Here is a 25,640-nt window from a genome sequence, read left to right on the forward strand (position 1 = left end):
CCCCGCACCGTTCGCGTGCTGGACCAAGGAGAGTGACATGGGCGGACATCAGATACCCGGCATGGGTAGTGGCGACGACGGCTACGACGAGGAAGGCTATGACGAGAGCCAGCGCGCCGAGATCCTGGAGGCGACGCGCAACGGCCCGACCGACGGCGTGGTGCTGACCGACCTTGACCCCGATCTGGGCGACGAGGACGACGAGGACGAGAATATCGACGACCTCGACATGGACTCCGAGGAGGTCGGCGAGGCCGACGCCAGCGTGACCATGGACGAGGACGACATGGACGAGGATGACGTGCAGGACGAACTGGACGACGGATCGATCGACGACGACGAACTGAACGATCAGGACGACGTGGCGCTGAAGCCGTGATGAAGGGGGCGGCGATCGGCCCGATCGCCGCCCTTCGACCATGCCGGGCCTTCGATCCCGGTGTTTCCTCCCCATATCGGCAGGATGACGGGCAGGGTTAAGCGCAAGGCAGGGCTGGCCGCGGCGGCCGCACTTGCCGAACGGGCGGCGTCTCCTCGGACATGCGCGTTATGCGAACGGCCGCTGGGCGCGCGGGTGGAATGGCATCATCTGGTGCCCAAGAGCGAGGGCGGGCGGATCACCGCGCCCGTCCATCCGATCTGCCACCGCACCATCCACGCCACGCTGCCCAATGCCGACCTGGCGCGCGCCTATGCCGACCCGGCGGTGCTGCGTGCCCATCCCGACATCGCCCGCTTCCTGCGCTGGATCGCCGGCAAGGACCCCGACTTCCACGCGCCGGTGCGGCGGGTTCGGTGATGGGCCGATGGCGGTGCGGCTGGCGGACCTAAGCGCCGAGTCGTTCGCGATCTGATCTCCCGCCCCGTGCCGCTAACCGCTTGTTCAGCTTTCCATGCCCAAGCCAGGCCATGGAGTATGTGCTTGATTTCGCACGAGCAGTGTCCGGCGGCGCGCCGATTCGCGGACGGCGGCGCGGCGGTGCGGGCGTGGTCGCGCAGCTGCGGATCGCCATGCTGGGGATCATGCTGGGCCTGGCACTGCCGTCGCTGCGGGGAACGGACTGGCACACGCTGCTGCCCGCCGGCGTCACGGTGGAGCTGCCGCGCGCGGGTCGGGTGACCTGGCCGGCGGGCGAGATCGGGTTGCCGCCGATCGGGAAACTGTCCGAACTCGTCGGCGCGATGCTCGGCGCGAACGACGCGGCACGCGGCACGGCCGACGTCGTGACCACGCGCTTCGGCCGCTGCGGACGTGGCGTGGTCGGCGACTGCGTGGTCGACGGCGATACGTTTCGGCTGAACGGCGAGAAGATCCGCATCGCCGACATCGACACGCCCGAGACCCATCCGCCACGCTGCGCCCGCGAGGCGCGGGCCGGCGAGCGCGCGACCGAGCGGATGCGCGCGCTGCTCAACGAAGGGCCGGTGACGCTGGAGCCCTACAAGCGCGGCCACGACCGATACGGCCGCCGCCTGGCGGTGGTGACGCGGGACGGCGTGTCGCTGGGCGAGCAGCTGGTGCGGGAAGGGCTGGCGCGCCGCTACGACGGTGGGCAGCGACGCGGATGGTGCGGTTTGGTATAGGCAAAGTCGACCGGTGCGGGTTGGCCGACGCCAACCCGCCACCTGGCGCGCCTTACTCCGCTGCGACCCCGGCGCGCGAGAACATGTCGCCCTCCAGCTCCAGATCCTCGTTCGCCGCGGGCACCGCCGCCTTCGCCTTCTGGCGCTTGTCGAACGAGTCCCACACGTCGTTCCACTGGCCCTTGGTCGCGGCCTTGGAATATTCCGTCGCGCGCTGCTCGAAGAAGTTGGCGTGCTCCACGCCGTTCAGCATCGGGGCGAGCCAGGGCAGGGGATGCTCGTCGATCATGTAGATCGGCTTCAGGCCCAGCTGCCCCATCCGCCAGTCGGCGATGTAGCGGATGTACTTCTTGATCTCCTTGGGCTTCATCCCCTCGACCGGGCCCATCTCGAACGCCAGGTCGATGAAATTGTCCTCCAGCCGGATCGTCGTCTGGCACACGTCGGCGATGTCGTCCTTCACCGCCTTGGTCAGGCAGCCGCGCTCCTGGCAGAAGGCGTGGAACATCTTGATGATGCCCTCGCAGTGCAGGCTCTCGTCGCGGATCGACCAGGTGACGATCTGGCCCATGCCCTTCATCTTGTTGAAGCGCGGAAAGTTCATCAACATCGCGAACGACGCGAACAGCTGCACGCCCTCGGTGAAGCCGCCGAACATCGCAAGCGTGCGCGCGATATCCTCGTCCGAATCGACGCCGAAGTTCTGCATGTAATCATGCTTGTCCTTCATCTCGGCATATTCGAGGAAGGCACCATACTCGCTCTCGGGCATGCCGATCGTGTCGAGCAGGTGACTGTAGGCGGCGATGTGGACCGTCTCCATGTTGCTGAACGCGGTCAGCATCATCTTGATCTCGGTCGGCTTGAACACGCGGCCGTATTTCTCGTGGTAGCAGTCCTGCACCTCGACGTCGGCCTGGGTGAAGAAGCGGAAGATCTGCGTCAGCAGGTTGCGCTCGTGATCGGACAGCTTCTGCGCCCAGTCGCGGCAGTCCTCGCCCAGCGGCACCTCCTCGGGCAGCCAGTGGAGCTGCTGCTGGCGCTTCCAGAATTCGAACGCCCAGGGGTATTCGAACGGCTTGTACTGCTTACGGGCTTCGAGAAGGGACATGGGATTACTCCGGTGAAGGCTTAGAGATCGGTGGACCACCGCCACATCGCGGTGGCGGACATGAGAAGGACGATGCCGGCGGAGGCGAGCATGATGCCGACCATGCGGTAGGCGTAGGTCCTACGCTCCGAAATGGCGGGTCGGCGCAACCGCAGCAGCATGACGATGCCGGCAAGGGTCAGCAGGCTGGCGACGACGTACATCACGGCTACGGGGTATGTCATGCATCCATTCTCCGCTCGGCTCGTTCGGCACGCGACCTCATCAAAGGAGAATGACCATGGTCGATATCAGCCAGATCCAGGAGCACGCCGAAGTCATCGCTGCCGACGGCACCCATGTCGGCACCGTCGACCACGTGCAGGGCGACCGCATCAAGCTGACCAAGAACGACAGCCCGCAGACCGAGGACGGGCAGGGCGGCAAGCACCATTACATCTCGGTCGGCCTGGTGGCGGACATCGAGGACGGCAAGGTGCGGCTGAGCTCCACGGGCGCGAACACGCAGTTCCTCGAAGAGGACGAGTGACTCTTTTCCCTCTCCCATCGGGAGAGGGAGGGAGCCGCATCGCGGCGGAAGGGTGAGGGCAGTGCTGGTCATGCGGCGCTGCCCTTTTTCGCGTCGGCCTCATCCTTCCCACACGGCCTTGCCGTGCGGGCCCCTTCCTTCTCTCGGAGGGAGAAGGAGATTTGTGTCAGGGCGCCTTCCAGGTTCTGCATGACGTCGGTGTTGGCGAAGCGGATCACGCGATAACCTTGCTGTTCGAAAAAGCGGGTGCGGGCAGCGTCTTGTTGTTCGCGAGCGGCGTGGGTGTCGCCGTCGACCTCGATGACGAGCTTCTCGCAGAAGCAGAGGAGATCGGCGTAGAACAGACCTATCGGCGTTTGATGGCGCCACTTCAGCGATGGAAATGCCTCCCTCAGCGCGCGGAGTAGCCGACGCTCGGGCTCGCTCGCCTCCCGGCGGAGTTGGCGAGCCCGGGTGACCGTGCCGATCGGCTGTTTCGCATAAAGCCACATACTGCCCTCACCCTTCCGCGGCTACGCCGCTCCCTCCCTCTCCCGTCGGGAGAGGGAAGGCGCCCGCTGCCAAAGGCAGTGGGAAGGGTGAGGACAGTTCTCGCTCACCTCACTGACAGGCCAGGCACTCGTCGTAATCCGTCGTCTCGCCGATCGAGAATTTTGGCACGGCGATCGTGTTGTCCGCCTCAACGCCGCTCTGGCCCTCCGCGCCCGCGAAGCCGGCGCGCTGCACCGACTTGGAGCGGAGGTAATAGAGCGACTTGATACCCAGCTCCCACGCGCGGAAGTGGAGCATCAGCAGGTCCCATTTCTCCACGTCCGCCGGGATGAACAGGTTCAGCGACTGCGCCTGGTCGATGTACGGCGTGCGATCGCCGGCGAGCTCAAGCAGCCAGCGCTGGTCGATCTCGAAGCTGGTCTTGTAGCAGTCCTTCTCCTCCTGGCTGAGGAAATCGAGGTGCTGGACCGAGCCGCCATTCTCGAGCATCGAGTTCCACACCGCCTCGGTGTTCTTCGACTTCTCGTTGAGCAGCTTTTCCAGATACGGGTTCTTGACGGAGAAGCTGCCCGACAGCGTCTTGTGCGTGTAGATGTTGGCCGGGATCGGCTCGATGCACGCGCTGGTGCCGCCGCAGATGATGCTGATCGACGCGGTCGGCGCGATCGCCATCTTGCAGCTGAACCGCTCCATCACGCCCATGTCGGCGGCATCGGGGCAGGGGCCCCGCTCGACCGCGAGCTGCATCGACGCCTCGTTCACCTGCGCGTTGATCTGCTTGAAGATCTTGAGGTTCCACGACTTGGCCATCGCGCCCTCGAAGGCGAGCCCACGCGCCTGGAGGAAGCTATGGAAGCCCATCACGCCCAGGCCGACCGACCGTTCGCGGCCCGCGGAGTAGGCGGCACGCTCCATGCCGGGCTCGTGGCGGTCGATATAATCCTGCAACACATTGTCGAGGAAGCGCATCACGTCCTCGACGAACAGCTTGTCGTCCTTCCACTGATCCCACGTCTCCAGGTTGAGCGAGGACAGGCAGCAAACGGCGGTGCGGTCGTTGCCGAGATGGTCGCGGCCGGTGGGCAGCGTGATCTCCGAGCAGAGGTTGGAGGTCGACACCTTCAGCCCCAGGTCGCGGTGGTGCTTGGGCATGGTCGAGTTCACGTGGTCGGCGAACACGATGTACGGCTCACCGGTCGCGAGGCGGGTCTCGACCAGCTTCTGGAACAGCGCGCGCGCGTCGACGGTGCCGCGGGCGGCCTGGTCCTTGGGGCTGCGCAGCGTCCACTCGGCGCCGTCGCGGACGGCCTCCATGAACGCGTCGGGGATGAGGACGCCGTGGTGGAGGTTGAGCGCCTTGCGGTTGAAGTCGCCCGAGGGCTTCCGGATCTCCAGGAACTCCTCGATCTCCGGGTGCGAGATGTCGAGGTAGCAGGCGGCCGAGCCGCGACGCAGCGATCCTTGCGAGATGGCGAGAGTGAGCGAATCCATCACCCGCACGAACGGAATGATGCCGCTGGTCTTGCCGTTCAGGCCGACGGGCTCGCCGATGCCGCGGACGTTGCCCCAGTAGGTGCCGATGCCGCCGCCGCGGCTCGCGAGCCAGACATTCTCGTTCCAGGTGTCGACGATGCCGCTGAGGCTGTCGGGCACCGAGTTGAGATAGCAGCTGATCGGCAGGCCGCGGCCCGTACCGCCGTTCGACAGCACGGGCGTGGCGGGCATGAACCACAGGCGACTGATATACTCGTAGATGCGCTGGGCGTGCGCCTGATCGTCGGCGTAGGCGCTGGCGACGCGGACGAACAGGTCCTGGTAGGATTCACCGGGCAGCAGGTAGCGGTCGCGCAGCGTCTCCTTGCCGAAGTCGGTCAGCAGCGTGTCGCGGCTGTGGTCGACGTCGAGCGTGTAGGGCTGCGGCGCCACCGACTTGCTGTCCATCGGCTGCGGCCTGGACGAGGGCGCGGTCGGCACCTCGATCGTGTCGGTCGCGCCGCCGCTGCGATCGTCCCGGAAATCCATCACGCCACTCCTTGTTCTCTGTCCGTTCGAATCGGCCGGCCCGACATCCTACCACCGATCGCGAGATCGGCGCAGAACAAACGGTGTCCATGTCGCCGGGGGTAGGGCGCGGCGTCGCTGCCGCCCTTCGCTCCCGCCGTCAACGATCACACCAGCTATGGGGTCCGGCCCGATCCCTTACCGCTACAAATTGTGAGAAAGCGGCGGCGGGGGCAAGCGATTAATCGGCCGCTGGCGGCCCGATCCGGTCGCTCCCGGTCGCCTGCCGCGCACGACGCGTGGTTCCCCGCCGCTTCCGCGAAACGCAAGGGAACAGGGCGCGAACGCGAATTAAATTGTTGGTGCCGAGCCTTCCGGCCGGCGGCGCGGCGCCCTGCATTTGCCTCCGCGCGCGCGCTGTCGCATGAGCGGGAATCATGACCGACATCCGCGATACCGACCTGATCGAGAGCGTCGCCGACGCGCTCCAGTTCATCAGCTACTATCACCCGATGGATTACATCCGCGCGCTGGGCGAAGCGTACGAGGCGGAACAGTCGCCCGCCGCCAAGGACGCGATCGCGCAGATCCTCACCAACAGCCGGATGTGCGCGGAAGGGCACCGGCCGATCTGCCAGGATACCGGCATCGTCACCGTGTTCGTGCGCTGGGGGCAGGAATGCCGTCTGACCGGCGACCGATCCCTGCAGGAGGTCGTCGACGAGGGCGTGCGCCGCGCCTATCTCCATCCCGAGAACCGGCTGCGCGCCTCCATCCTGGCCGACCCCGCCTTCACGCGGCGCAACACCCGCGACAACACGCCGTCGGTCCTCCACGTCGAGATGGTGCCGGGCAACACCGTGTCGGTCGACGTCGCGGCCAAGGGCGGCGGGTCGGAGAACAAGTCGAAGTTCAAGATGATGAACCCCAGCGACTCGATCGTCGACTGGGTGCTGGAGATGATCCCGCAGATGGGTGCCGGCTGGTGCCCGCCCGGCATGCTGGGCATCGGCATCGGCGGCACCGCCGAGAAGGCGATGCTGCTCGCCAAGCAGTCGCTGATGGGTGCGATCGACATGGGGCAGTTGCGCGCACGCGGGCCCCGCAACGACATCGAGAGCTTGCGCATCGAGCTGATGGACAAGGTCAACGCGCTCGGCATCGGCGCGCAGGGATTGGGCGGGTTGTCGACGGTGCTCGACGTCAAGATCCTCGACTGGCCGACGCACGCTGCGTCCAAGCCGGTCGCGATGATCCCCAACTGCGCCGCCACGCGCCACGCGCATTTCACGCTCGACGGATCGGGGCCGGTCTATCTGGAGGCGCCGAAGCTGGCCGAATGGCCGCAGGTCGACTGGAAACCAGACAAGGCGGCGATCCGCGTCGACCTCGACACGCTGACGCCGGAGGTGGTGCGGTCGTGGAAGCACGGTGACCGCCTGCTGCTCAACGGCAAGATGCTGACCGGACGCGACGCCGCACACAAGCGGATCAAGGACATGCTCGACGCCGGCGAGCCGCTGCCCGTCGATTTCTGGGGTCGCGTGATCTATTATGTCGGGCCGGTCGATCCGGTGGGCGAGGAAGTGGTGGGTCCGGCCGGGCCGACCACCGCGACGCGGATGGACAAGTTCACGCGCATGATGCTGGATCAGGGCCTGCTGGCGATGGTCGGCAAGGCGGAGCGCGGGCCGGCGGCGACCGAGGCGATCGCCGAGGCGGGATCGGCCTATCTGATGGCGGTGGGCGGCGCGGCGTACCTCGTCGCGCGCGCGATCAAGGGCAGCCGGGTCGTCGGCTTCGAGGATCTGGGCATGGAGGCGATCTACGAGTTTGAGGTCGCCGACTTCCCCGTCACGGTCGCGGTCGACGCGGAGGGGCAGAACGTCCACCAACTGGCGCCGCTGGTCTGGCGCGAGAAGATCGCGCGCGCCGGCGAAGGGCTCCTCCAGCCGGCCTGACATGGGGGAACGGGCGATGCGCCCCGCCGTTGGTGGCGGGAGTTGCAGGAGTATCGCCATGTTCAGATCCGTCATCGCCGCCATCGCCGTCGCGGGTCTCGCCGCCGGTGCCTCCGCGCAGACGAGTGCGCCGTCGAGCGGGCTCGGTGGGCTGGGCGGGTTGCTGGGCGGCGGCCTGCCCAACATCGCATCGGTCGGCGCGGGCAACGCGGCCGGGCTGCTCGGCTATTGCCTCAAGAACAACCTGCTCGGTGCCGCGGGCGTTGCTCCTGCGACGCCGGCGCGCGGGACGGCCACGTCGCAGCCGCAGTCATCCGCCGCCCAGTCGATCCTGGAGCGGCTGACCGGACGCCAAGGCGTCGCCACCTCCCCCGGCTTCGCGGCCGGGCAGGCGGGGCAGGTGCAGACCGGGGGCGGACAGGCGCTCTCGCTCGACGGCTTGCGGGGACAGATCAAGACGCGGGTGTGCAGCGCGGTGCTGAGCCGGGCGCGGTCGTTTCTGTGAAGGTTTAGGTCGATCACCGCCTTCGGTCTCTTGTTCCTCTCCCGTCGGGAGAGGGAGGGAGCAGCGCAGCTGCGGAAGGGTGAGGGCGACCAAGCCTGATCGAAATTTGGTATAAGAGGCCAAACGTCGGGATGGCGGCGCCCTTCGATTGCTCGCCGAAGCAGGCGCTCAAAATAGGCTATGTCGAACGTGGCGGTGCCGGCCGCATACGTGTGGGACGGTCGGCATCGCCAACTTTTACACCAGATATGAAAAGAGGTTGCCGAACGCCTCCCGGCAGTTCGACAACCCCCAGACATGGTCAGCGGCCGGAGAGCTCCAGCCCGGGAGACCATGAGACCGCGTCACCTGTGATCCACGCCGTTGACTGGGAGAGGATACTCCCCGGCGAGGACCGGTGGATCAGCGGCGCGCCTCCCGAACGAACCGAACCGAACTCACTGCTGAACCATGAGACATCGGATCACCTCCTTTCGCTTGTTGATGAGCAACGCGACCATGGCTGGCCGCAACCGTAATGTGTGCCGCCACTGCACGAGAAACAAGGCTTGTTCTGCGGGGGTTTTTGGCCGAGCATCCCGCGCCCGCAGTCCCCGCGCGATCAGGCGCGGCAATCCTCGATCACCCGGCCGATCTCCGCCCAGGCGGGCAGGACCAGCGGACGCGTGCCGGCCTGCTCCAGCGTGAACCGGCCGCGGCTGAACGCCATCGCGTCGAGCAGCGGATCGCGCGCGGCGAGCGCCAGCGCGACGTAGGGCGGGGTGCCGCCGGTCGGCTGCACCGCGGCGGTGCGCGTGGTGCTGGTGGTGCGGATCGTCAGTGGCGCCGCGACGCTGCCCGTCCGCGACAGGTAGAGCAGGCGCGCGCCACGGTCGCAGCGCAGCGTCGCCGCGGCGTCCTGTCCCGCCTGGCCGAACAGCGCGATGCTGCCGCGCGCGTCCTGGCGGTAGGTCCAGGTGCCGGGAGTGAACGGCCGGTCGCGCCAGTCGGCGGCGGGCGGCGCCGGCGGGGGCGCGGCGACGATCACCGGCGGCGCGGCGACCGTCGGCGGCGGCGCGGGGCGCTGGGGAATGCAGCCGGTGACCGCAGCGAGGACGAGGAGGACGGAAAGAACGGGCAGGACGCGCATGGCGGCGGCGCTACCGGATGCGCCCGGCTGCCTCAACCCGCGCTGCGACCATGCGGGCGGAACCCGCGGCGCGGCTTGCCTGTTCGGTCGGCAACGAGGAGAAATACGATGGCCGAACCGATCCCGACCCAGTTGCTGACCCAGGCGAACGTCGCCCACGCGTTGAAGGTGGAGAGCCGCGACGGCGACGGCGTGGGGGAGGTCTACGCCTTCATGGTGCACAAGGGATCGGGCCGGGCGACCCACGCGGTGCTGTCGCTCGGCGGGTTCCTGGGCATGGGACGCAGCTTCTACCCGGTACCGTTCGCACTGCTGCAGTTCGATCCCGTCCGCGACGTCTACGTCATCACCCTTGATCGTCGATTGCTGGAAGGCGGGCCGAGCTGGGCCAACAACGCGCCGGTCTTCGACCAAGCCTATGCCGATCGCGTGGCGAGCTACTACGGTGCCGGACCTGAGAATCTGGCGAACGGCTGACCCCGGCAGGAGCGAACGACATGAGCATTTTCGGCAAGATCAAGTCCGCCATCTTCGGCGAGCACGGGCCGCTCGGCGGCCAGTTCGGCGGCAAGAAGCAGGAGGCTCCGGCGGCACCCGCCCCGGCGCCGCATCCGACCACCATCGCCGCGGCACCCGCGCCCACCCCCGCGGCACGATTGGCGCCCGCCGCTCCGGCCGCGCCCGCGCAGCCGGTCGATGTCGAAGCGGTGTTGATCCGCATCGCCGATGCCAAGGGCAATCCCGATCTCAACTGGCGCACCTCCATCGTCGACCTGATGAAGCTGCTCGACCTCGATTCGTCGCTGGCCAATCGCAAGGAACTGGCGACCGAACTCGGCTATACCGGCGCCAAGGATGGATCGGCCGAGATGAACATCTGGCTCCACAAGGCAGTGATGCGCGAGTTGGAGAAGAATGGCGGCCAGGTGCCGGCCGGATTGAAGGACTGATCGTCCCCGGCGCGGGCAACCACCCGCGCCGGACCACCCCCGGGGCCGCGAGCGGGTCAGCGCCCCCCGCGCCGTCCGCCCATGCGCATCTTCGACTCTTTCCCGTACCGCGTCTTGCGCGTTCCCGGCTTGCCCTCGTTGCTGCGACCCATGATCGGCGCCTTCTGCTCGTGCGCAGGCAGGCCCAGTTCCTCATTCTCCAACTGGCGGATCTCGTCGCGCAGGCGACCCGCGGTCTCGAACTCCAGGTCGGCGGCGGCCTTGCGCATCTGCTTCTCCAGATCCTCGATGTATGCGCGCAGATTGTGGCCGACCATGTGCGGCCGATCCTCGTCGATCGGCACCGTCACCTGATCGCCCTGCGAGACGTGGGCGATGATGTCGCCGATGTTGCGGCGGATCGTCGTCGGCGTGATGCCGTGCTCGGTATTGTACGCTTCCTGCTTTTCGCGGCGGCGCGCCGTCTCGTTCATCGCGCGCTCCATCGATCCGGTGATGCGGTCGGCGTAGAGGATGACGCGGCCGTCGACGTTGCGCGCGGCGCGGCCAATCGTCTGGATCAGCGAGGTTTCCGAGCGGAGGAAGCCCTCCTTGTCCGCGTCGAGGATCGCGACCAGCCCGCACTCGGGAATGTCGAGTCCCTCGCGCAGCAGGTTGATGCCGATCAGCACGTCGTACACGCCCAGCCGCAAGTCGCGGATCAGCTCGATCCGTTCCAGCGTCTCGACGTCCGAGTGCATGTAGCGGACCTTGATCCCCGCCTCGTGCATATATTCGGTCAGGTCCTCCGCCATCCGCTTGGTCAGCGTGGTGACGAGCGTGCGGTAGCCGAGATCGGTGGTCTTCCTGCACTCCTGGATCAGGTCCTGCACCTGCTCCTCGACCGGCTTGATCTCGATCGGCGGGTCGATCAGCCCGGTGGGGCGGATCACCTGCTCGGCGAAGACGCCGCCGGCCTGCTCCATCTCCCACGGGCCCGGCGTGGCGGACACGCACACCGTCTGCGGGCGCATCGCGTCCCACTCGTTGAAGCGTAAGGGACGATTGTCGATCGCGGAGGGCAGGCGGAAACCGTACTCGGCCAGCGTGATCTTGCGGCGGTGGTCGCCGCGCGACATGCCGTTGATCTGGCCGATCGTCTGGTGGCTCTCGTCGACGAACAGCAGCGCGTTCTCGGGCAGATATTCGAACAACGTCGGCGGCGGCTCGCCCGGCAGGCGGCCGGTCAGGAAGCGGCTGTAGTTCTCGATACCGTTGCACGATCCGGTCGCGGCGATCATCTCCAGATCGAAATTGGTCCGCTGTTCCAGCCGCTGATACTCGATCAGCTTGCCCTCTGCCTCCAGCTCCTTCAGCCGCTCGGACAGTTCGTGGCGGATCGCCTCGGCCGCCTGCTTCATCGTCGGGCCGGGCGTGACATAGTGCGAGTTGGCGTAGATGCGGATGCTGTTGAGCGACGCCACCTTCTCGCCGGTCAGCGGATCGAACTCGACGATCTGCTCGATCTCGTCGCCGAAGAACGAGATGCGCCAGGCCGAATCCTCGTAGTGCGACGGGAAGAGTTCGAGATTGTCGCCCTTGACGCGGAAATTGCCGCGCTGGAATGCCGCGTCGTTGCGCTTGTACTGGAGTGCCACAAGCTTGCGCACGATTTCGCGCTGGTCGGCGGACTGCCCCTTCTTCAGGTCGAAGATCATCGCCGAGTAGGTCTCGACCGAGCCGATGCCGTAGAGGCACGACACCGACGCGACGATGATGACGTCGTCGCGCTCCAGCAGCGACCGGGTGGCCGAGTGACGCATCCGGTCGATCGACTCGTTGATCGACGATTCCTTCTCGATATACGTGTCCGATCGCGGCACGTACGCCTCGGGCTGGTAGTAATCGTAGTAGCTGACGAAATACTCGACCGCATTGTTCGGGAAGAACGACTTGAACTCGCCGTAGAGCTGCGCCGCCAGGATCTTGTTCGGCGCGAGGATCAGCGCGGGGCGTTGCAGCGCCTCGATCGTCTTGGCCATGGTGAAGGTCTTGCCCGAGCCGGTGACGCCGAGCAGCACTTGGTCCTTCTCGCCGGCCAGCGCGGTGTCGACCAGTTCCCGGATCGCCGTCGGCTGGTCACCGGAGGGGCTGTAGTCGCTCACCAGCTCGAACCGCTTGCCGCCCTCGACCTTGGTCGGGCGGTTGGGGCGGTGTGGGACGAAATTCTCGTCGGTCTCGGGCTCGGCGAGGCTGGTGCGGATCTGAATGGCCATCGCGGAGAATATGGGAGCGGGGAGGGCGCTCGTCACCCTCCTTGCCGTCATGCCGGGCTCGTCCCGGCATCCAGGGTAACGAGCGATGGCGCTGCTTGGCTCTGGATGCCGGGACGAGCCCGGCATGACGGGGAGAGGGGCGGCGAAGAAGCGCTATGTTGACCCTCTCCGCCCCGCCCCATATTGCGCGGCGTTCGCAAAGAGCACCGGAACCCCGATGACCGATACCCGCGCGCCCGCGCTGATCCCTGAGAACCCCGCCTTTCTCAATGCCAAGGTGCTGTGGGTCCGCCACTGGAACGAGCACCTGTTCTCGTTCGCGGTCGAGCGGCCGGCGAGCTTCCGCTTCCGCTCGGGCGAGTTCGTGATGATCGGCCTGCCCGGAGACAAGAAGCCGCTGATGCGCGCCTACTCGATCGCCAGCCCGCACTATGCGGAGGAATTGGAGTTCCTGTCGATCAAGGTGCAGGACGGGCCGCTGACGAGCCGGCTCCAGCTGATCGAGCCGGGCGACGAGCTGTATATGGGCAAGAAGCCGACCGGCACGCTGGTGCTCGACGCGCTGCTGCCGGGCAAGCGGCTGTTCATGCTGTCGACCGGCACGGGGCTGGCGCCGTTCCTCAGCCTGATGCGCGATCCCGACGTGTACAACGCCTATGACCGCGTCGTCGTGGCGCACTCGGTGCGGCGGGTCAGCGACCTGGCCTATCACGACGAGATGGAGGCGCGGCTGGCCGAGGACCCGCTGGTCGCCGACGAGGCCGGCGCGCAGTTCCACTATGTGCCGACGGTGACGCGCGAGGCGTTTCGCAACGGCAAGCGGCTCGGCGCGATGATCGAGGATGCCAGCCTGTTCACCGGCATCGACGGCGCCGCGGCGCTCGACCCGGAGACCGACCGGGTGATGCTGTGCGGATCGACCGAGATGATCCGCGACTTCGCCAAGTCGCTGGAGGAGCAGGGCTTCGTCGAGGGCTCCAACGCCAATCCCGGCAGCTTCGTCATCGAGCGGGCGTTCGTAGGCTGAGCTTCGTCATGCCGGGCCCGTCCCGGCATCCAGGGCCACGAGCGATGACGCTGCTTGGTCCTGGAGCCCAGGGTGACGAGGTCGACGAGGCTCGCTAAGCTCCCCGAAAAAAGGGGAGAACACCATGCGCAACCTGCTCGCCGTCCCGTTGCTGCTCGCCGCCACGCCCGCGCTGGCCGAGCCCGATTACGCCGACGCCGTCCGCGCCGACTACGACCGCGACCTCGGCAAATTGTGGGATTACTTCCACCGCAATCCGGAACTCTCCTTTAAGGAGGAGAAGACCGGCGCCCGCATGGCGGCCGAGCTGAAGGCGGTGCCCGGCATAGTGGTCACGCCCAAGGTCGGCGGCACTGGCGTGGTCGGCGTGCTGAAGAACGGCGCCGGCCCGACGGTGCTGATCCGCGCCGACATGGACGGCCTGCCGGTCGAGGAGAAGTCGGGTCTCGCCAACGCCTCCAAGGCGCGACAGGTGGGCGTGGACGGCATCGAGGCGCCCGTCATGCACGCCTGCGGCCACGACACTCACATCACCGCGCTGGTCGAGACCGCGCGGCAGCTCGCGCGGCTGAAGGACCGGTGGAAGGGCACGGTCGTGTTCGTCGTCCAGCCCGCCGAGGAGCGGGTCGGCGGCGCAAAGGCGATGATCGCCGACGGGCTCTACACCCGCTTCCCAAAGCCCGATTACGCCGTCGCCTTCCACGTCGATGCCGAGCGGGCGGCGGGCACCGTCTCGGCGGCGGAGGGCATCCAATATTCCTCGTCCGACTCCGTCGACATCATCGTGCCCGGCATCGGCGCGCACGGCGCCTCGCCGCACCAGGGCAAGGACCCGGTCTATATGGCGTCGCAGCTCGTCATCGCGCTGCAAGGGCTCATCAGCCGCGAGCGGATGCCGCTGGAGCCGGGCGTCATCACCGTCGGCTCGTTCCATGCCGGGCTGAAGCACAACATCATTTCCGACGCGGCCAAGCTGCAGGTGACGGTGCGCGCCAACAGCGAGGCCGAGCGGGCGGAACTGCTCGCCGGCATCAAGCGCGTCGCGCGCGGCGTCGGCGAGCTGAACGGCATGCCGGCGGACAAGATGCCGGTGGTGACGGTCAGCGAGGGCACGCCGACCACCATCAACGACGCGCAGACCGCCCGCCGGCTCAACGCGGTGCTGGCAGGGGCGCTCGGCACGGACAGGGTGGCGCCGTTCCGGCAGAAAGGCATGGGCGCGGAGGACTTCGCCTATCTGGTCCAGCCGGACACCGGGGTAAAAGGTTACTACTTTTCCGTCGGCGGCACGCCGCAGGCGGCGCTCGACGCGGCCAGGAACGGCGGCCCGGCGATCGCCTCGCACCACTCGCCCCAGTTCAGGGTGTCGCCGGAACCGGCGATCGTCACCGGCGCGATCGCGACGACCGCGGTGGTGCTGGACCTGCTGAAGCCGGGTGCGACGGTGGCGATGCGGTGAGGGGCTGACAGGCGCTACAAGGCCGTCAGGAAACGCAGCGCCGCGTCGTACTCGCGCCGCCGTGCGGCGCGCGCCTCGGCGGCGAGCGCGTCCTCGCCCCAGCGTTCCGCCTGCCAGTCCGCGTCGAGTTCGGCGGCCGTCCAGGCGTCGTCGGGCGTGATCGCACACTCGGCCAACGCCAGCGCGAGGACGAGCGAGCCGGTGATGGTGACGAGCGGCGACAGGGCCGCGAGGTGCCACGCATCGTACGCCGACACCGCGTCGGCCAGTCGCGCGATCGTCGCGGGCGGCTGCGCGCGGTGGAGGATGCCGGTCGTCACCTCCAGGTGCACGTCGTAGCGATGGCGCGCCCAGGCGAGCGGCGGGTCCCAGGCGGCGGCCTGGCGGGCGACCAGCTCCGCCGGCTCCGCGGCGCGGTAGCAGAGCAGGTCGCTCTCGCCGTAGCGCGCCAGCCCCTCGGCGAACGGCGCGGGATCGGCCGCGATCCGGTCGATCGCGGCGTTGGCGAGGCCGGTGAGCGGCATGGCGCGCGGATCGAGCGTGTCGCCGACGCCGCGCCACTCGTCCGCGATCGCCCGGGCGAGCGCGTCGGTGGGAGCGGTCAGCGGCACGCGGCCGGGCGTGCGGACGGGGCGGTCGTCCAGGCGGATGCCGCGCGCGTCCACGGCGACGTCGGTCCAGAAACGCTTCATTCGGGGCTCCGCCAGCGATGCGCGAGGCTCGCCGGCACGACGGCGATGATGACGAGTGCCGCCAGGACGATGGCGATGCCGAGCAGCTTGGGCCCGATCGTCGTCGCTCGCGCGGCAAGGACCAGGCCCAGCATCGCGCCCGCTACCCCTGCCAGCCGGGTGCCGACCAGCGCCAGCCAGCGGCGCCGCGCGACGGACGTCGGCACCGTCACGCGAGCAGCCCCATCAGGTCGCGCGCGTGGTCCGCCACCATGTCGGCCCCCGCCGCGCGCAGTTCGTCCGCCTCGTGATAGCCCCAGGCGACGCCCACGGCGCGGACGCCCGCGCCGTGCGCCATCGCCATGTCGTAGCTGGTGTCGCCGATCATCGCCGTCAGATGGGGCGCCGCGCCGACCGCCGCCATCCCCGCCAGCAGCATCGCCGGGTGCGGCTTGGACGGATGCCGGTCGGCGGTCTGGAGCGTGGCGAAGCGGTGCGTCAGGCCGTGGCGCGCGAGGACGTGGGCGAGGCCGCGGTCCGACTTGCCGGTGGCGATCCCCAGCGTCCAGCCCGCCTCGGCGAGCTGCTCGATCGCCTCCGCGACGCCGTCGAACAGCGGCTCGTCGTCCAGCCGGTCGTCCTCGCGCATCGCGCGATAGACGATGCGGTACTCGGCGGCGAGCCGATCGTGATCGGCACTGGGGGCGAGCACGCGCATCGCCTCGGGCAGGCTGAGCCCGACGATGCGGCGCGTCGCCTCGCGGGTAGGCGGGCTGAGGCCGGCACGATTGAAGGTCGCGTCCATCGCGCGGCAGATGTTCGCCTGGCCGTCGACCAGCGTGCCGTCGCAGTCGAACATGGCGAGCCTCATGCGCCGATCTCCATCGCCGCGGCGAGCGCCGGCATGCCGGCGGCGCGCAGCCCGGCGACCACCCCCGCCCGGTCGGCGGCCGTCTTGTTCTGGCTGAGCTTGGCGGTGGACCGGACCGCGGTGACCTCCACCTCGAACCCGACGATGCCGCCCAGCATGCGCCGGAACAGCGCGTCGTCCATCTTGGCGCGCGTCCACGGGCGCGACGGGTTGACGCGCGGCTCGTGCATCGCAGCCAGGGCATCGAGCTGCTCGACCAGCGCCGCCTCGTCGCAATGGCGAGCGATGCCGTCGATCTCGATCGCCACGTAGTTCCAGGTCGGGACCTGATCGCCCGGCCGCTCGTACCAGTTGGGGCTGATATAGCCGTCCGCGCCCGCGACGCTGACCAGCACCGCCGCGTCGGCGAGATGCGGTGCCAGGCGATTGGCGCGCGACACGTGGAAACGCAGCGCCGCGGTGTGGCGCGTCACCGGGGCGTGCACCACCATCGGACCGGCGGGCGTGGCGGCCATCACGTGCGCGAAGCCGATCGCCGCCGCCCGGTCGAGCGCGTCGGCGGCATCCTGGCGAAACGCGGGATCGGGATGCATCAGCGGCGAGGCGGCTTGTCGCCGCCGCGACTGCGCCGCTCGCCCTTGCGCTCCTTCCTGACCGACTTGGCGTGCGCCTTGGCGCGCTGCTTCAGCACGGACTTGGGCGGCGGGCCCTTCTCCTCGGGCAGTTCCAGCGCGTCGCCCGCCGCCTGGTCGAAGCCGAGGCTCGCCAGGCTCTCGGCGATGTGCGTCGGCAGTTCGGCGGTCACGTCGATGCGGCCGCCATCGGGATGGTCGACGCGGATGCGGCGCGCGTGCAGGTGCATCTTGCGGCTGATCCCGCCGGTCAGGAACGCGGCGGGGCCGCCATATTTGCCGTCGCCGACGATCGGGTGGCCGATCGCCGCCATGTGGACGCGCAACTGGTGGGTGCGGCCGGTGAAGGGCTGCAGCTCCACCCAGGCGGCGCGGTTGCCGGCGCGCTCGATCACGCGGTATCGGCTGCGCGCGGGGCTGCCATTCTCCTCGTCAACGTGCATCTTCTCGCCACCGGTGCCCGGCTGCTTGCCGATCGGCAGGTCGATCGTGCCATCGTCGATCGAGGGAACGCCGACGACCAGCGCCCAGTAGACTTTGCGCGCGGTGCGGCCGGAGAATGCCTTGGCGAAGAACGCGGCCGACCGCGCCGTGCGCGCGACCAGCAGCGCGCCCGACGTGTCCTTGTCCAGCCGGTGGACCAGCTTGGGCCGCCCTTCCTCATCGTCGACCAGCCCGTCCAGCAGGCCGTCGACGTGCGCCGTCGTCTTGGTGCCCCCTTGCGTGGCGAGGCCGGGGGGCTTGTTGAGCACAAAGGCCTGGGGATCGCGGTGGATCACCATCTCGCGCGCGAAGGCGCGCTCGTCGTCGGTCAGTGGCGTGCGCTGCTTCGCCGGGCGCGCGGTCTCGGCCGGGGCGGGCTCGGCAGGAGGCACGCGCAGCGTCTGGCCGGCGGCGATGCGGTCGCCGGGGGTCGCGCGCGCGCCGTCGACGCGCAGCTGGCCGGTGCGCGCCCATTTGGCAACGGTGGTGAAGCTCGTCTCCGGCAGGTGGCGCTTGAACCAGCGGTCCAGCCGGATGCCGTCGTCGTCGTAGCCGACCTGGAACTGGCGGACGTCGCTCGAGGGGGTGGGCGCGCTCATGCCGCGGCCCTCGCTAGCGACAGGCCCGCGACCAGCGCCGCGATCGATCCGGCGACGGAGACCAGGACGTAGCCGAGCGCGAGCAGCGGCTGCCCCCGCTCGGCAAGCATCACCGTGTCGAGCGAGAAGGCGGAGAAGGTGGTGAACCCGCCGAGCACGCCGACGCCCAGGAACAGCCGCCACGGCTCGCCCGTCACCGATCGCGCGAGCAGGCCGGCGAGCACGCCCATCAGCAGCCCGCCGACGAGATTCACCGCGAGCGTGCCGACGGGCAGGCCGGGGCCGAACAGCGCGAGCGTCGCGCGGCCGCTGAGGTGCCGCGCGCCCGCGCCGAGCGCGCCGCCCGTCATCACGAGGAGAAGGTTCATGACCGTCGCCGTAGCCGTTCGCACGCACGGCCGCAAACGGCGCTCGCGAGCGGCTAGGACGGATCGACATCCGGCATTTTTCCACCCCGGCGAAGGCCGGGGTCCAGTCGGGAAGGTCGTGGAAGAGGTGCGACGACCGATCGTTCGCGTCTCCCCGCTGGACCCCGGCCTTCGCCGGGGTGGATGATGAGGTGAAGCGTTGAATGTCGATCCGCCCTAGGCGAGCGCCGGGCCGGTTGCCGTGACCCAGATCGGTCGCCATGTTGGGGCCATGCTCAATATCATCTCGATCGTCATCGGTCTGGTCACCCTCGCCTTAGGCCTGGTCGCCTTTTTTCCGCTGCTCGGCTGGCTGAACTGGCTGGTCATCCCGATCGGCATCGTCGGCGCGGCGGTGGGGGCGATGTCGTCCACCAATGGCGGGCGCAACCTGAACCTCGTGCTGATCGTGATCTTCGCGCTGCGGCTGATGCTCGGCGGCGGCATCATCTGAGCCGAGCGGGCCGGCGGCGATCCCCGCCGGCCCGCGTCACTTCAGCGGCAGCGCACGTTGCCGCGATCGATCGACCGGCCGAGCAGCGCACCGCCACCGGCACCGATCAGCGCACCGAGTAGGCTGGAACGCCCGTTGGCGATGACGCTGCCGAGTGCACCGCCGGCGAGGCCGCCGACCACCAGGCCGGTGGTGCCGTCGTTGCGGCGGCAGTAATAGCGGCCGTTGCCGCCGCGATAGATGCGGTCGTCGCGGCCCAGGCTGCGCTGCTGATAATAGCGACCGTCACGGTAGTAGCGATCGGCGTAATAGGTGCGCTGCCCCGGCTCGAACCGGTTGTAGTCATAGTCGCGATAACGGCGCCAGTCCCGGTCGCCGCGGATGTCGCGCAGGTCGTCGCGACGCTCGCGCCGCGCATCGCGGACGTCCTGTCGGTAATCGCGGCGGGCATCGCGCACGTCGCCCCGGTCGTCGGCGTCGCGAACGTCGCGCCGATAATCGCGGCGGGCGTCGCGGACGTCGTCACGATATTCCCGATTGGCCTCGCGGCGCGTGTCCTGCGCGGCGGCCGGTGCGGCGGCGGCGAGCGTCGCGAACATCGCGGCGGATAGAATAGCGGTACGCATCATTGCTCTCCCGATGAAGTAACGATCCAACAACCTGGCCGGCGATCAAGTTGCGTGAACCGGAAACTACATCCCGTTCATCGCCCGGACACTTGCCGCTCCCAAGAAAAAGGGCGCCGCGAGCAGACCTCGCGACGCCCATTTCGTCATCGATTACGCAATCAGCGGCAGCGGCGCTGGCTGGTGCCGCGATCGACTTCGCGGCCGAGCAGGGCACCCGCGGCAGCACCGCCCAGCGTGCCGAGCGTCCGGTCGCCGCGCGTGTCGATGGTGCGGCCGAGCAAGGCGCCGCCGACGCCGCCGACGATCAGGCCGGTGGTGCCGTTCGGCTTGCGGCAGCGCAGGCGGCCGCGATCGTCGCGCCACTCGCGATACTTGTACCGGCGCTGCGCGTCGGCGGGCGTCACGGTGACCATCAGCGACGGCGCGACCATCGCGGCACAACCCAGCGCGAGCATCATCTTACGCATTACTTCACTCCCTCATAAAGTACCGGAAGCGTAACGTGCCGCCTTGGAGGCAGTTGCATGAACCCAGAACAACGTGCCGTTATCTCCTGTTCAGCTGTTCACCCGTGCGCGTCCGGCCGCTACGGACGGCCGATGTCGTTACCCGTCGCCATGTTGCCCATCGCTGCGCCGTGGCTGGATTATGCGGGGTTGAGCGTGTTCGCGGCATCGGGCGCGCTGGCGGCGGCGCGGCGCGGGCAGACGCCGGTGACGCTCGCCTTCTTCGCGCTGGTGACCGGCGTCGGCGGCGGCACGGTGCGCGACCTGCTGATCGGCGCGCCGGTATTCTGGGTCCGCGATCCCCACGTCGCGGCGCTGTGCCTGGGCATGGCGGCGATCATCTGGGCCAGCCCGGCGCGCTGGTGGCGGGGTGCGGCCCTCGACTGGTTCGACGCGGTCGGTCTCGCCGCCTACGCCGTCTACGGCGCGGCCAAGGCGCTGCGCTACGGCGTGCCGCCGGTGCCCGCGGCGCTGATGGGCGTGGTCACCGCCTGCGTCGGCGGCATCGTCCGCGACGTGCTGGCAGGCGAGCCGTCGATCCTGATGCGGCCGGAGCTGTACGTCACCGCCGCCGCGCTCGCCTCGGGCAGCTACGTCGTGATGACGGCGCTGGGCGTCGCCGCGTTGCCGGCAGCACTGATCGCGGCGGCCGCCGGCTTCTGCTTGCGTGCCGCCGCGATGCGGTGGAAGCTGGCGCTGCCCGCCTATCCGGCAGAGGACTGAGAGTTCGTTTGGAAGTGCGCTGAACGCGCATTTCGGTCTCCCCCGCCTGGCCACCCACACGGTATCCTGATCGGTGGCCGGGCGGGGGAGAGGGCCGGTGCCGCATGGAATTGGCTCTTTCGCCAATTTCCAGACACTCTCTAAACCCCTACCAGCCGATCCGCGCGAGCAGCAGGTCGAGCAGGCGCCCGTCGCCGCCCCTCGCCGCGACGGGGCCGAGGCCCGCGCATTCCAGGCAGCGCGCCTGGACCGATCCGCCCATGGCGAGCCGCCGGACGTCGCCCAGCGCGCGGCCGAGCAGCGCCCGGCGATCGGCCGCGACGCGCGCGAAGGCGTCGCCGCCACGAGCATCGTCGTCGTTCTGCTCGGCAAAGGAGGCGGCGAGCTGCGCTGCCCAGCCGGGCTCCTTTTCCAGATACACCGGCACCGCGGTTTTCGGATCGATCTTGGCGAGGCGCGCGGCCTCCGCCACCGCGTCGGACAGTGAGCCGAACCGGTCGACCAGGCCGAGCTGGCGCGCGGTGCCCCCGTCCCAGACGCGACCCTGGCCGATCTGGTCGACGCGCGCGGGCGTCATGCGGCGCGCCTGCGCAACGCGGGCGATGAACTGGCGATAGCCGTTCTCGATCCCCGCCTGCAGGATCGCGTCGAGCACCGGCGTGGTGCCGGCGAACACGTCCGGCTGGCCGGACAAGGGCGTGGTACGAACCCCGTCGCTGGTGACGCCGATCTTGGCCAGCGTGTTCTCGAACGTCGGCAGGATGCCGAAGATGCCGATCGATCCGGTGATCGTCGCCGGTTCCGCGAAGATCACGTCGCCGGGGGTGGAGACCCAGTAGCCGCCCGACGCGGCGACGCCGCCCATCGACACCACTACGGGCAGGCCGCGGCGCTTGGCCTCCAGCACCGACTGGCGGATGCGCTCGGACGCGAGCACCGATCCGCCGGGCGAATCGACGCGCACCACCACCGCCTTCAGGTTGCGGGTGGCGAGGCCGTCGAGCATCGCCTTGGCGACCGTGTCCCCCGCGGCGGTGCCAGGGCCCGCCTCGCCGTCGACGATGTCGCCCGCGACGGTGAGCACGCCGATATGGCCTGCCGTCGGCAGCGGGTGCGCGCGCAGCCAGGCGTTGTAGCGGATGGTGCGGAAGCTGCCGGCGGGCTTGCCCGGCTCCGCGCCCGCCAGCTGCGCGACGCGCTTGCCGAAGGCGATGCGGTCGCCCAGCCGGTCGACCAGGCCGGTCGCGAGATTGGCGCGCGCCACGTCGCCGCCGGCGGCGAGCACCGCCGTCTGCGGCGCGGCCAGGTAGCGGGCGACCTGCGCCTTGGGCCGCATCCGCGCGACGCCGCCCTGCCACTGGTCGAGCAGCTGGCCGGAGAGCGCGGCGGCGGCGGCGCGCGCGTCCGGGCTCTGGTCGGTACGGGTGAACGGCTCCACAAACGACTTGTAGCGGCCGACGCGATAGACGTGCGCGTTGACGCCGAGCCGGTCGATCAGCCCCTTGTAGTAGAGCTGGGTGCCGCCGGGGCCGGTGAACAGCGCGCCGCCGAGCGGGTCGATCCACACCTCGCTCGCCGCCGCGGCGAGGCGGTAGCCGGAATCGGTATAGGCGGTGGCGTAGGCGAGCACGGGCTTGCCGCTGCGCCGGACGGCGTAGAGCGCGTCCGCGACCTCGCCGATCGCGGCCGGGTAGCCGCCGCCGAACTTGTCCAGGTCGAGCACGATCGCCTTGACGCGCGCGTCGGTCCGCGCGTCGTTGATCGCGCGGACCACGTCGCGCAGGCGGAACTCGCGCGCCACGGGCTGGCCCGACAGCGCGGCGAAGGCGGCGGGCTCCGCCGGCTGTTCGACCAGCGTGCCGTCCAGATCGAGCAGCAGCGCGCCCTCGCCGAGCGGACGGACGCCCGGCCGGCTGTTCAGCGCCGCGAACAGCACGCCGAAGAACAGCAACAGCGCAAGCAACACCAGCGCATCCTTCACCCCCACCAGCAACCGCCACGCCGCGCGGACGATCCGCCACCCGGTGCGGGAGCGGCGCGGTGCGGCGGGATCGGTGAAACTGGCGGGCGGCACGGCGCTGTCGGTCATGCAGGCGAGGCTAGAGCACGCGCGGCGGAGTGGCAACGCCGCGACGGCTCTCGACAGAGAGGGAACCGGCGGTGGTCGGCGAACGAACTTACCGCCGATGATTGCCGCGAAGCGGTGCTTTGAGCGCGTCCGCTTTCAGCCCGCTACCGAAAGGTCGAGAGTGGTAGTTAGTTGCCCTTCTGGTCCAAGCTCGCAACGCTTGGAAGCGGACCTGAAATTATAGCCCGTTCCCAAGTTTTTACCGCTTCTACTCGGCCATTCTCAAACTCAAAACTTAACGGCCAGCTTCGCCCTGATCGTTTGTCAAAAAACTCCACAGAGACGATTTGTCGCGCGCAGGCATCAAAAGGGCCGTCCATGTATTTCCAGCCTTCGTACCTATAGTCTGAGGCATCAATGCTTTGGGCAAGGAAATGCAGCGACGACAGGCCGGGCGGTAGTGGGATACCAACATGACCTACCCCGCTATTGACGGATACAGACCTATCAACCAGCCGTGCCAACTCTCGACTACTGGCCCATTTCGGTGATTTCGCTAACATTAAGATGTCGATTGCGCGCATACTAAGTCGCGATTGAATTTCAGAATGCACGGTTCCACTAACCCGTTCGCAGCTTGGAGCCGCGTTCGCCCGATTGGCCATTGCCAGTACAACGATGGCTGCAATCAGTATCTTTGCCGAGTTCATACGGGCTCTCCTGCTACGACTGCTTTTTAGCAGCGCTGCCGCAACCGTCCAATGTCCTCAACCGGGTGAAAGCAGTTCGTTACTTTCCCCCGGCGAGTAACTGGGCAAGCGTCACGGGCGCGTAGCCGTGGACGTCGACGCCGACGTCGTACTGTCGCGGCATCGGCTTCAGCCGGCCGTGGCTGTGGCCGTGCAGGTCGATGGCGCCGCGGTGCTGCCCGTTCCAGCTGCGGAACGGATAGTGGCACAGGACGAGGCTGCGACCGTCCACCGCGAGTTCCGCATAGTGGCCGACGCTCGCCCAGCCGGGGGCGGCGGCGGTGGCGTCAGGATCGTTGTTGCCGCGCAGCAGGTGCTTGGTGCCGTGCAGCCGCGACAGCAGGCCGGCGACGTCGCCCGGCCGACGCGCCACGTCGCCCAGGTGCCAGACCTCGTCGTCGGGGCCGACGACGGCATTCCAGCGTTCGATCAGGACCGCGTCCATCTCGGCGGTGCCGGCAAAGGCGCGGCCCTGGATGTTGATGGTGCGATGGTCGCCGAAATGGGTGTCGGCGGTGAAGAACAATGCCATGGAGCGTCAACGGACGAGCGCGCGATCGGGGCAACCGCGATCGACCTTCCGGTGTTGCGGCTCGGACATCAAAGGAGAAGGCGATGAAGACGGCGATCGTGACGGGGGCGACCTCTGGCATCGGCGAGGCGACGGTGCGCGCGCTGGCCGGGGCGGGCTGGCAGGTGATCGCGACCGGCCGCCGCGCCGACCGGCTGGCGGCGCTGGCGGGTGAGCTGGGGCAGGGGGTGCACGCGGCGGCGTTCGACGTGCGCGACGTAGGCGCGACGCGCGCCGCGCTGGACGCGTTGCCGGACCGGTTCCGCCGCATCGACCTGCTGGTCAACAATGCCGGGCTGGCGCTCGGCACCGGGCCGGCGCAGTCCGCCGATCTCGACCAGTGGCGCACGATGATCGACACCAACGTCACCGCGCTCGTCGCGATCACCCACGCGCTGCTGCCGGGCTTGATCGAGCGCCGGGGCGCGATCGTCAACATGGCGTCGGTGGCGGGGACCTATCCCTATCCGGGCGGCAACGTGTACGGCGCCACCAAGGCGTTCGTGCAGCAGTTCACGCTCAACCTCCGCTCCGACCTGCACGGCACGGGCGTGCGCGTCAGCGCGATCGACCCCGGCATGGTGGAAACCGAGTTCACGCTGGTCCGCACCGGCGGCGATGCGGCCGCGTCGGACAAGCTCTACGGCGGGGCGCAGCCGATGACGGCGCAGGACATCGCCGATACCGTGCTGTGGATCGCGACGCTGCCGCCGCACCTCAACGTCAACCGGCTGGAGATCATGCCGGTCAGCCAGTCGTTCGCCGGCTTCCAGGTCGCGCGCAGCGAGGGGTAGATACAGGCTCGCCGTTCCTCTCGCCGGGGAACGGCCCGTGACGCGGGCCGCGCCACGGGCCGCTCGCGCGTCAATTGGCAGGCGTGGGCATCGCTGCCCGGTCGTTGAAGCGGATCGCGGTGCCCGTGGCGTTGGTCTTGCCCCAGCTCAGAGCCGACACGTGGCTGTCGCCGTATTTGGCGTTGATGACGGCGTCGGCGTTCATCTTCTCGGCGCGTTCCCACAGCTCGCCGTAGATCTTCTTCTGCGAGGCTTCCTTGCTGAATACGGTGGCCTTGCGCACGCCCGCCTTGATCTCGCCGATCACGGTATAGGGGCGGTCGGTGATGTCGTGCGGGAACACCGGCACGCCGACGTCCGGGTTGACCATCGCGTAGGTCTTGGCCGGCTTGTCCTTGGCGAGCGCGGGCGTCGCCGCCACCGCCAGGGCGAGCGCGACCGATACGGCCGAACGGATCATGTTTTCCTCCCTGTATGCCG

The 25,640-nt window shown here is 68.7% G+C and carries 31 protein-coding genes; 13 read left to right on the top strand and 18 right to left on the bottom strand.

What is annotated here, in order from left to right; genetic code table 11:
- The first annotated feature begins 37 nt into the window (after positions 1-37).
- From BM145_RS02960 to BM145_RS16305, 3 genes are all read left to right on the top strand, one after another.
- Positions 38-379 carry a DNA primase gene (locus BM145_RS02960; RefSeq protein ID WP_093331123.1) on the top strand — a complete coding sequence of 114 codons (342 nt, stop codon included), beginning with the start codon at positions 38-40 and terminating at the stop codon, positions 377-379.
- Positions 380-463: 84 nt separating this feature from the next.
- On the top strand, positions 464-799 hold the full coding sequence (locus BM145_RS02965) for an HNH endonuclease (RefSeq protein WP_245739024.1): 336 nt from the start codon (positions 464-466) through the stop codon (positions 797-799).
- 110 nt (positions 800-909) lie between these two features.
- Positions 910-1,584 (top strand): thermonuclease family protein, encoded by a 675-nt coding sequence (locus tag BM145_RS16305; protein WP_245739026.1) that lies wholly within the window; start codon positions 910-912, stop codon positions 1,582-1,584.
- Positions 1,585-1,636: 52 nt separating this feature from the next.
- On the opposite strand, the gene BM145_RS02975 is transcribed toward BM145_RS16305, so the two are convergent.
- Together BM145_RS02975 and BM145_RS02980 are read right to left on the bottom strand one after the other, a co-directional pair.
- Positions 1,637-2,695 (bottom strand): ribonucleotide-diphosphate reductase subunit beta, encoded by a 1,059-nt coding sequence (locus tag BM145_RS02975; RefSeq protein WP_093331126.1) that lies wholly within the window; start codon positions 2,693-2,695, stop codon positions 1,637-1,639.
- A gap of 20 nt (positions 2,696-2,715) precedes the next feature.
- Positions 2,716-2,919, bottom strand: coding sequence for a hypothetical protein (locus BM145_RS02980; protein ID WP_093331129.1), 204 nt, complete (start codon positions 2,917-2,919; stop codon positions 2,716-2,718).
- A 56-nt stretch (positions 2,920-2,975) separates the two neighbouring features.
- Between BM145_RS02980 and BM145_RS02985 the strand changes: the two genes are divergently transcribed.
- Complete coding sequence (locus BM145_RS02985) at positions 2,976-3,224, top strand: DUF2171 domain-containing protein (RefSeq protein ID WP_093331743.1); 249 nt, start codon at positions 2,976-2,978, stop codon at positions 3,222-3,224.
- 68 nt (positions 3,225-3,292) lie between these two features.
- Here the strand turns inward: BM145_RS02985 and BM145_RS02990 are convergent, their stop codons facing one another.
- Together BM145_RS02990 and BM145_RS02995 are read right to left on the bottom strand one after the other, a co-directional pair.
- A complete protein-coding gene (locus tag BM145_RS02990) occupies positions 3,293-3,715 on the bottom strand; it encodes an endonuclease domain-containing protein (RefSeq protein ID WP_093331131.1) in 423 nt (140 codons plus the stop codon).
- Positions 3,716-3,824: 109 nt separating this feature from the next.
- Positions 3,825-5,738 (bottom strand): ribonucleoside-diphosphate reductase subunit alpha, encoded by a 1,914-nt coding sequence (locus tag BM145_RS02995; RefSeq protein ID WP_093331133.1) that lies wholly within the window; start codon positions 5,736-5,738, stop codon positions 3,825-3,827.
- Between the two features lie 416 nt (positions 5,739-6,154).
- Here BM145_RS02995 and BM145_RS03000 point away from each other — a divergent pair, with 416 nt between their 5' ends.
- Both BM145_RS03000 and BM145_RS03005 read left to right on the top strand, forming a co-directional pair.
- Entirely contained in the window at positions 6,155-7,678 is a 1,524-nt protein-coding gene (locus BM145_RS03000) for a fumarate hydratase (RefSeq protein WP_093331136.1), read from the top strand.
- 58 nt (positions 7,679-7,736) lie between these two features.
- Positions 7,737-8,183 (top strand): DUF2501 domain-containing protein, encoded by a 447-nt coding sequence (locus BM145_RS03005; RefSeq protein ID WP_177200069.1) that lies wholly within the window; start codon positions 7,737-7,739, stop codon positions 8,181-8,183.
- Positions 8,184-8,784: 601 nt separating this feature from the next.
- Here the strand turns inward: BM145_RS03005 and BM145_RS03010 are convergent.
- Complete coding sequence (locus tag BM145_RS03010; protein WP_093331140.1) at positions 8,785-9,312, bottom strand: hypothetical protein; 528 nt, start codon at positions 9,310-9,312, stop codon at positions 8,785-8,787.
- A gap of 108 nt (positions 9,313-9,420) precedes the next feature.
- Here BM145_RS03010 and BM145_RS03015 point away from each other — a divergent pair, with 108 nt between their 5' ends.
- Entirely contained in the window at positions 9,421-9,789 is a 369-nt protein-coding gene (locus tag BM145_RS03015) for a PRC-barrel domain-containing protein (RefSeq protein ID WP_093331142.1), read from the top strand.
- 20 nt (positions 9,790-9,809) lie between these two features.
- Entirely contained in the window at positions 9,810-10,262 is a 453-nt protein-coding gene (locus tag BM145_RS03020) for a DUF3597 domain-containing protein (RefSeq protein WP_093331144.1), read from the top strand.
- 56 nt (positions 10,263-10,318) lie between these two features.
- On the opposite strand, the gene uvrB is transcribed toward BM145_RS03020, so the two are convergent.
- Positions 10,319-12,517 carry an excinuclease ABC subunit UvrB gene (gene uvrB, locus BM145_RS03025; RefSeq protein ID WP_093331146.1) on the bottom strand — a complete coding sequence of 733 codons (2,199 nt, stop codon included), beginning with the start codon at positions 12,515-12,517 and terminating at the stop codon, positions 10,319-10,321.
- Between the two features lie 217 nt (positions 12,518-12,734).
- On the opposite strand from uvrB, the gene BM145_RS03030 reads away from it, so the two are divergent.
- Complete coding sequence (locus BM145_RS03030; RefSeq protein ID WP_093331150.1) at positions 12,735-13,544, top strand: ferredoxin--NADP reductase; 810 nt, start codon at positions 12,735-12,737, stop codon at positions 13,542-13,544.
- A gap of 124 nt (positions 13,545-13,668) precedes the next feature.
- A complete protein-coding gene (locus tag BM145_RS03035; protein ID WP_093331152.1) occupies positions 13,669-15,003 on the top strand; it encodes an amidohydrolase in 1,335 nt (444 codons plus the stop codon).
- A 14-nt stretch (positions 15,004-15,017) separates the two neighbouring features.
- Here BM145_RS03035 and BM145_RS03040 read toward each other — a convergent pair whose 3' ends face one another.
- Genes BM145_RS03040 through crcB form a run of 6 tightly spaced genes read right to left on the bottom strand, consistent with a single transcriptional unit; the run spans position 15,018 to position 18,627 of the window.
- Positions 15,018-15,695 (bottom strand): ATP12 family chaperone protein, encoded by a 678-nt coding sequence (locus BM145_RS03040; protein WP_093331155.1) that lies wholly within the window; start codon positions 15,693-15,695, stop codon positions 15,018-15,020.
- The gene (locus BM145_RS03045) at positions 15,692-15,907 is read right to left on the bottom strand and encodes a hypothetical protein (protein ID WP_093331157.1); all 216 of its coding nucleotides are present in this window, start codon (positions 15,905-15,907) and stop codon (positions 15,692-15,694) included. Before BM145_RS03045 ends, BM145_RS03040 begins: the two co-directional genes overlap by 4 nt.
- On the bottom strand, positions 15,904-16,545 hold the full coding sequence (locus BM145_RS03050; protein ID WP_093331160.1) for an HAD-IA family hydrolase: 642 nt from the start codon (positions 16,543-16,545) through the stop codon (positions 15,904-15,906). The genes BM145_RS03045 and BM145_RS03050 overlap by 4 nt, the downstream gene beginning before the upstream one ends.
- Complete coding sequence (locus BM145_RS03055; RefSeq protein ID WP_093331162.1) at positions 16,542-17,138, bottom strand: FMN-binding negative transcriptional regulator; 597 nt, start codon at positions 17,136-17,138, stop codon at positions 16,542-16,544. Before BM145_RS03055 ends, BM145_RS03050 begins: the two co-directional genes overlap by 4 nt.
- Complete coding sequence (locus BM145_RS03060) at positions 17,138-18,259, bottom strand: RluA family pseudouridine synthase (RefSeq protein ID WP_093331165.1); 1,122 nt, start codon at positions 18,257-18,259, stop codon at positions 17,138-17,140. Before BM145_RS03060 ends, BM145_RS03055 begins: the two co-directional genes overlap by 1 nt.
- The gene (crcB, locus tag BM145_RS03065) at positions 18,256-18,627 is read right to left on the bottom strand and encodes a fluoride efflux transporter CrcB (protein ID WP_177200070.1); all 372 of its coding nucleotides are present in this window, start codon (positions 18,625-18,627) and stop codon (positions 18,256-18,258) included. Before crcB ends, BM145_RS03060 begins: the two co-directional genes overlap by 4 nt.
- A gap of 271 nt (positions 18,628-18,898) precedes the next feature.
- Here crcB and BM145_RS03070 point away from each other — a divergent pair, with 271 nt between their 5' ends.
- Positions 18,899-19,120, top strand: a complete 222-nt coding sequence (locus tag BM145_RS03070) for a hypothetical protein (protein ID WP_093331168.1) — start codon at positions 18,899-18,901, stop codon at positions 19,118-19,120.
- Between the two features lie 41 nt (positions 19,121-19,161).
- Here BM145_RS03070 and BM145_RS03075 read toward each other — a convergent pair whose 3' ends face one another.
- Complete coding sequence (locus BM145_RS03075; protein ID WP_093331748.1) at positions 19,162-19,746, bottom strand: glycine zipper 2TM domain-containing protein; 585 nt, start codon at positions 19,744-19,746, stop codon at positions 19,162-19,164.
- 161 nt (positions 19,747-19,907) lie between these two features.
- Complete coding sequence (locus BM145_RS03080) at positions 19,908-20,204, bottom strand: glycine zipper 2TM domain-containing protein (RefSeq protein ID WP_245739065.1); 297 nt, start codon at positions 20,202-20,204, stop codon at positions 19,908-19,910.
- Positions 20,205-20,366: 162 nt separating this feature from the next.
- On the opposite strand from BM145_RS03080, the gene BM145_RS03085 reads away from it, so the two are divergent.
- Positions 20,367-20,978: a trimeric intracellular cation channel family protein gene (locus tag BM145_RS03085; RefSeq protein ID WP_245739028.1), complete on the top strand. Its 612-nt coding sequence runs from the start codon at positions 20,367-20,369 to the stop codon at positions 20,976-20,978.
- Between the two features lie 148 nt (positions 20,979-21,126).
- On the opposite strand, the gene sppA is transcribed toward BM145_RS03085, so the two are convergent.
- The 3 genes from sppA to BM145_RS03095 form a co-directional block, all read right to left on the bottom strand.
- Positions 21,127-23,067 carry a signal peptide peptidase SppA gene (gene sppA, locus BM145_RS03090; protein ID WP_093331175.1) on the bottom strand — a complete coding sequence of 647 codons (1,941 nt, stop codon included), beginning with the start codon at positions 23,065-23,067 and terminating at the stop codon, positions 21,127-21,129.
- Positions 23,068-23,234: 167 nt separating this feature from the next.
- Positions 23,235-23,756, bottom strand: coding sequence for a hypothetical protein (locus tag BM145_RS15565; protein ID WP_143090089.1), 522 nt, complete (start codon positions 23,754-23,756; stop codon positions 23,235-23,237).
- A 79-nt stretch (positions 23,757-23,835) separates the two neighbouring features.
- Entirely contained in the window at positions 23,836-24,327 is a 492-nt protein-coding gene (locus BM145_RS03095) for a metallophosphoesterase (protein WP_093331177.1), read from the bottom strand.
- Between the two features lie 83 nt (positions 24,328-24,410).
- Here BM145_RS03095 and BM145_RS03100 point away from each other — a divergent pair, with 83 nt between their 5' ends.
- The gene (locus BM145_RS03100) at positions 24,411-25,160 is read left to right on the top strand and encodes an SDR family NAD(P)-dependent oxidoreductase (protein ID WP_093331180.1); all 750 of its coding nucleotides are present in this window, start codon (positions 24,411-24,413) and stop codon (positions 25,158-25,160) included.
- Between the two features lie 70 nt (positions 25,161-25,230).
- On the opposite strand, the gene BM145_RS03105 is transcribed toward BM145_RS03100, so the two are convergent.
- Complete coding sequence (locus BM145_RS03105) at positions 25,231-25,620, bottom strand: heavy metal-binding domain-containing protein (RefSeq protein WP_093331182.1); 390 nt, start codon at positions 25,618-25,620, stop codon at positions 25,231-25,233.
- Positions 25,621-25,640: the final 20 nt, after the last annotated feature.

This window comes from Sphingomonas rubra, from assembly GCF_900115745.1.
Classification (GTDB): Bacteria; Pseudomonadota; Alphaproteobacteria; order Sphingomonadales; family Sphingomonadaceae; genus Sphingomonas; species Sphingomonas rubra.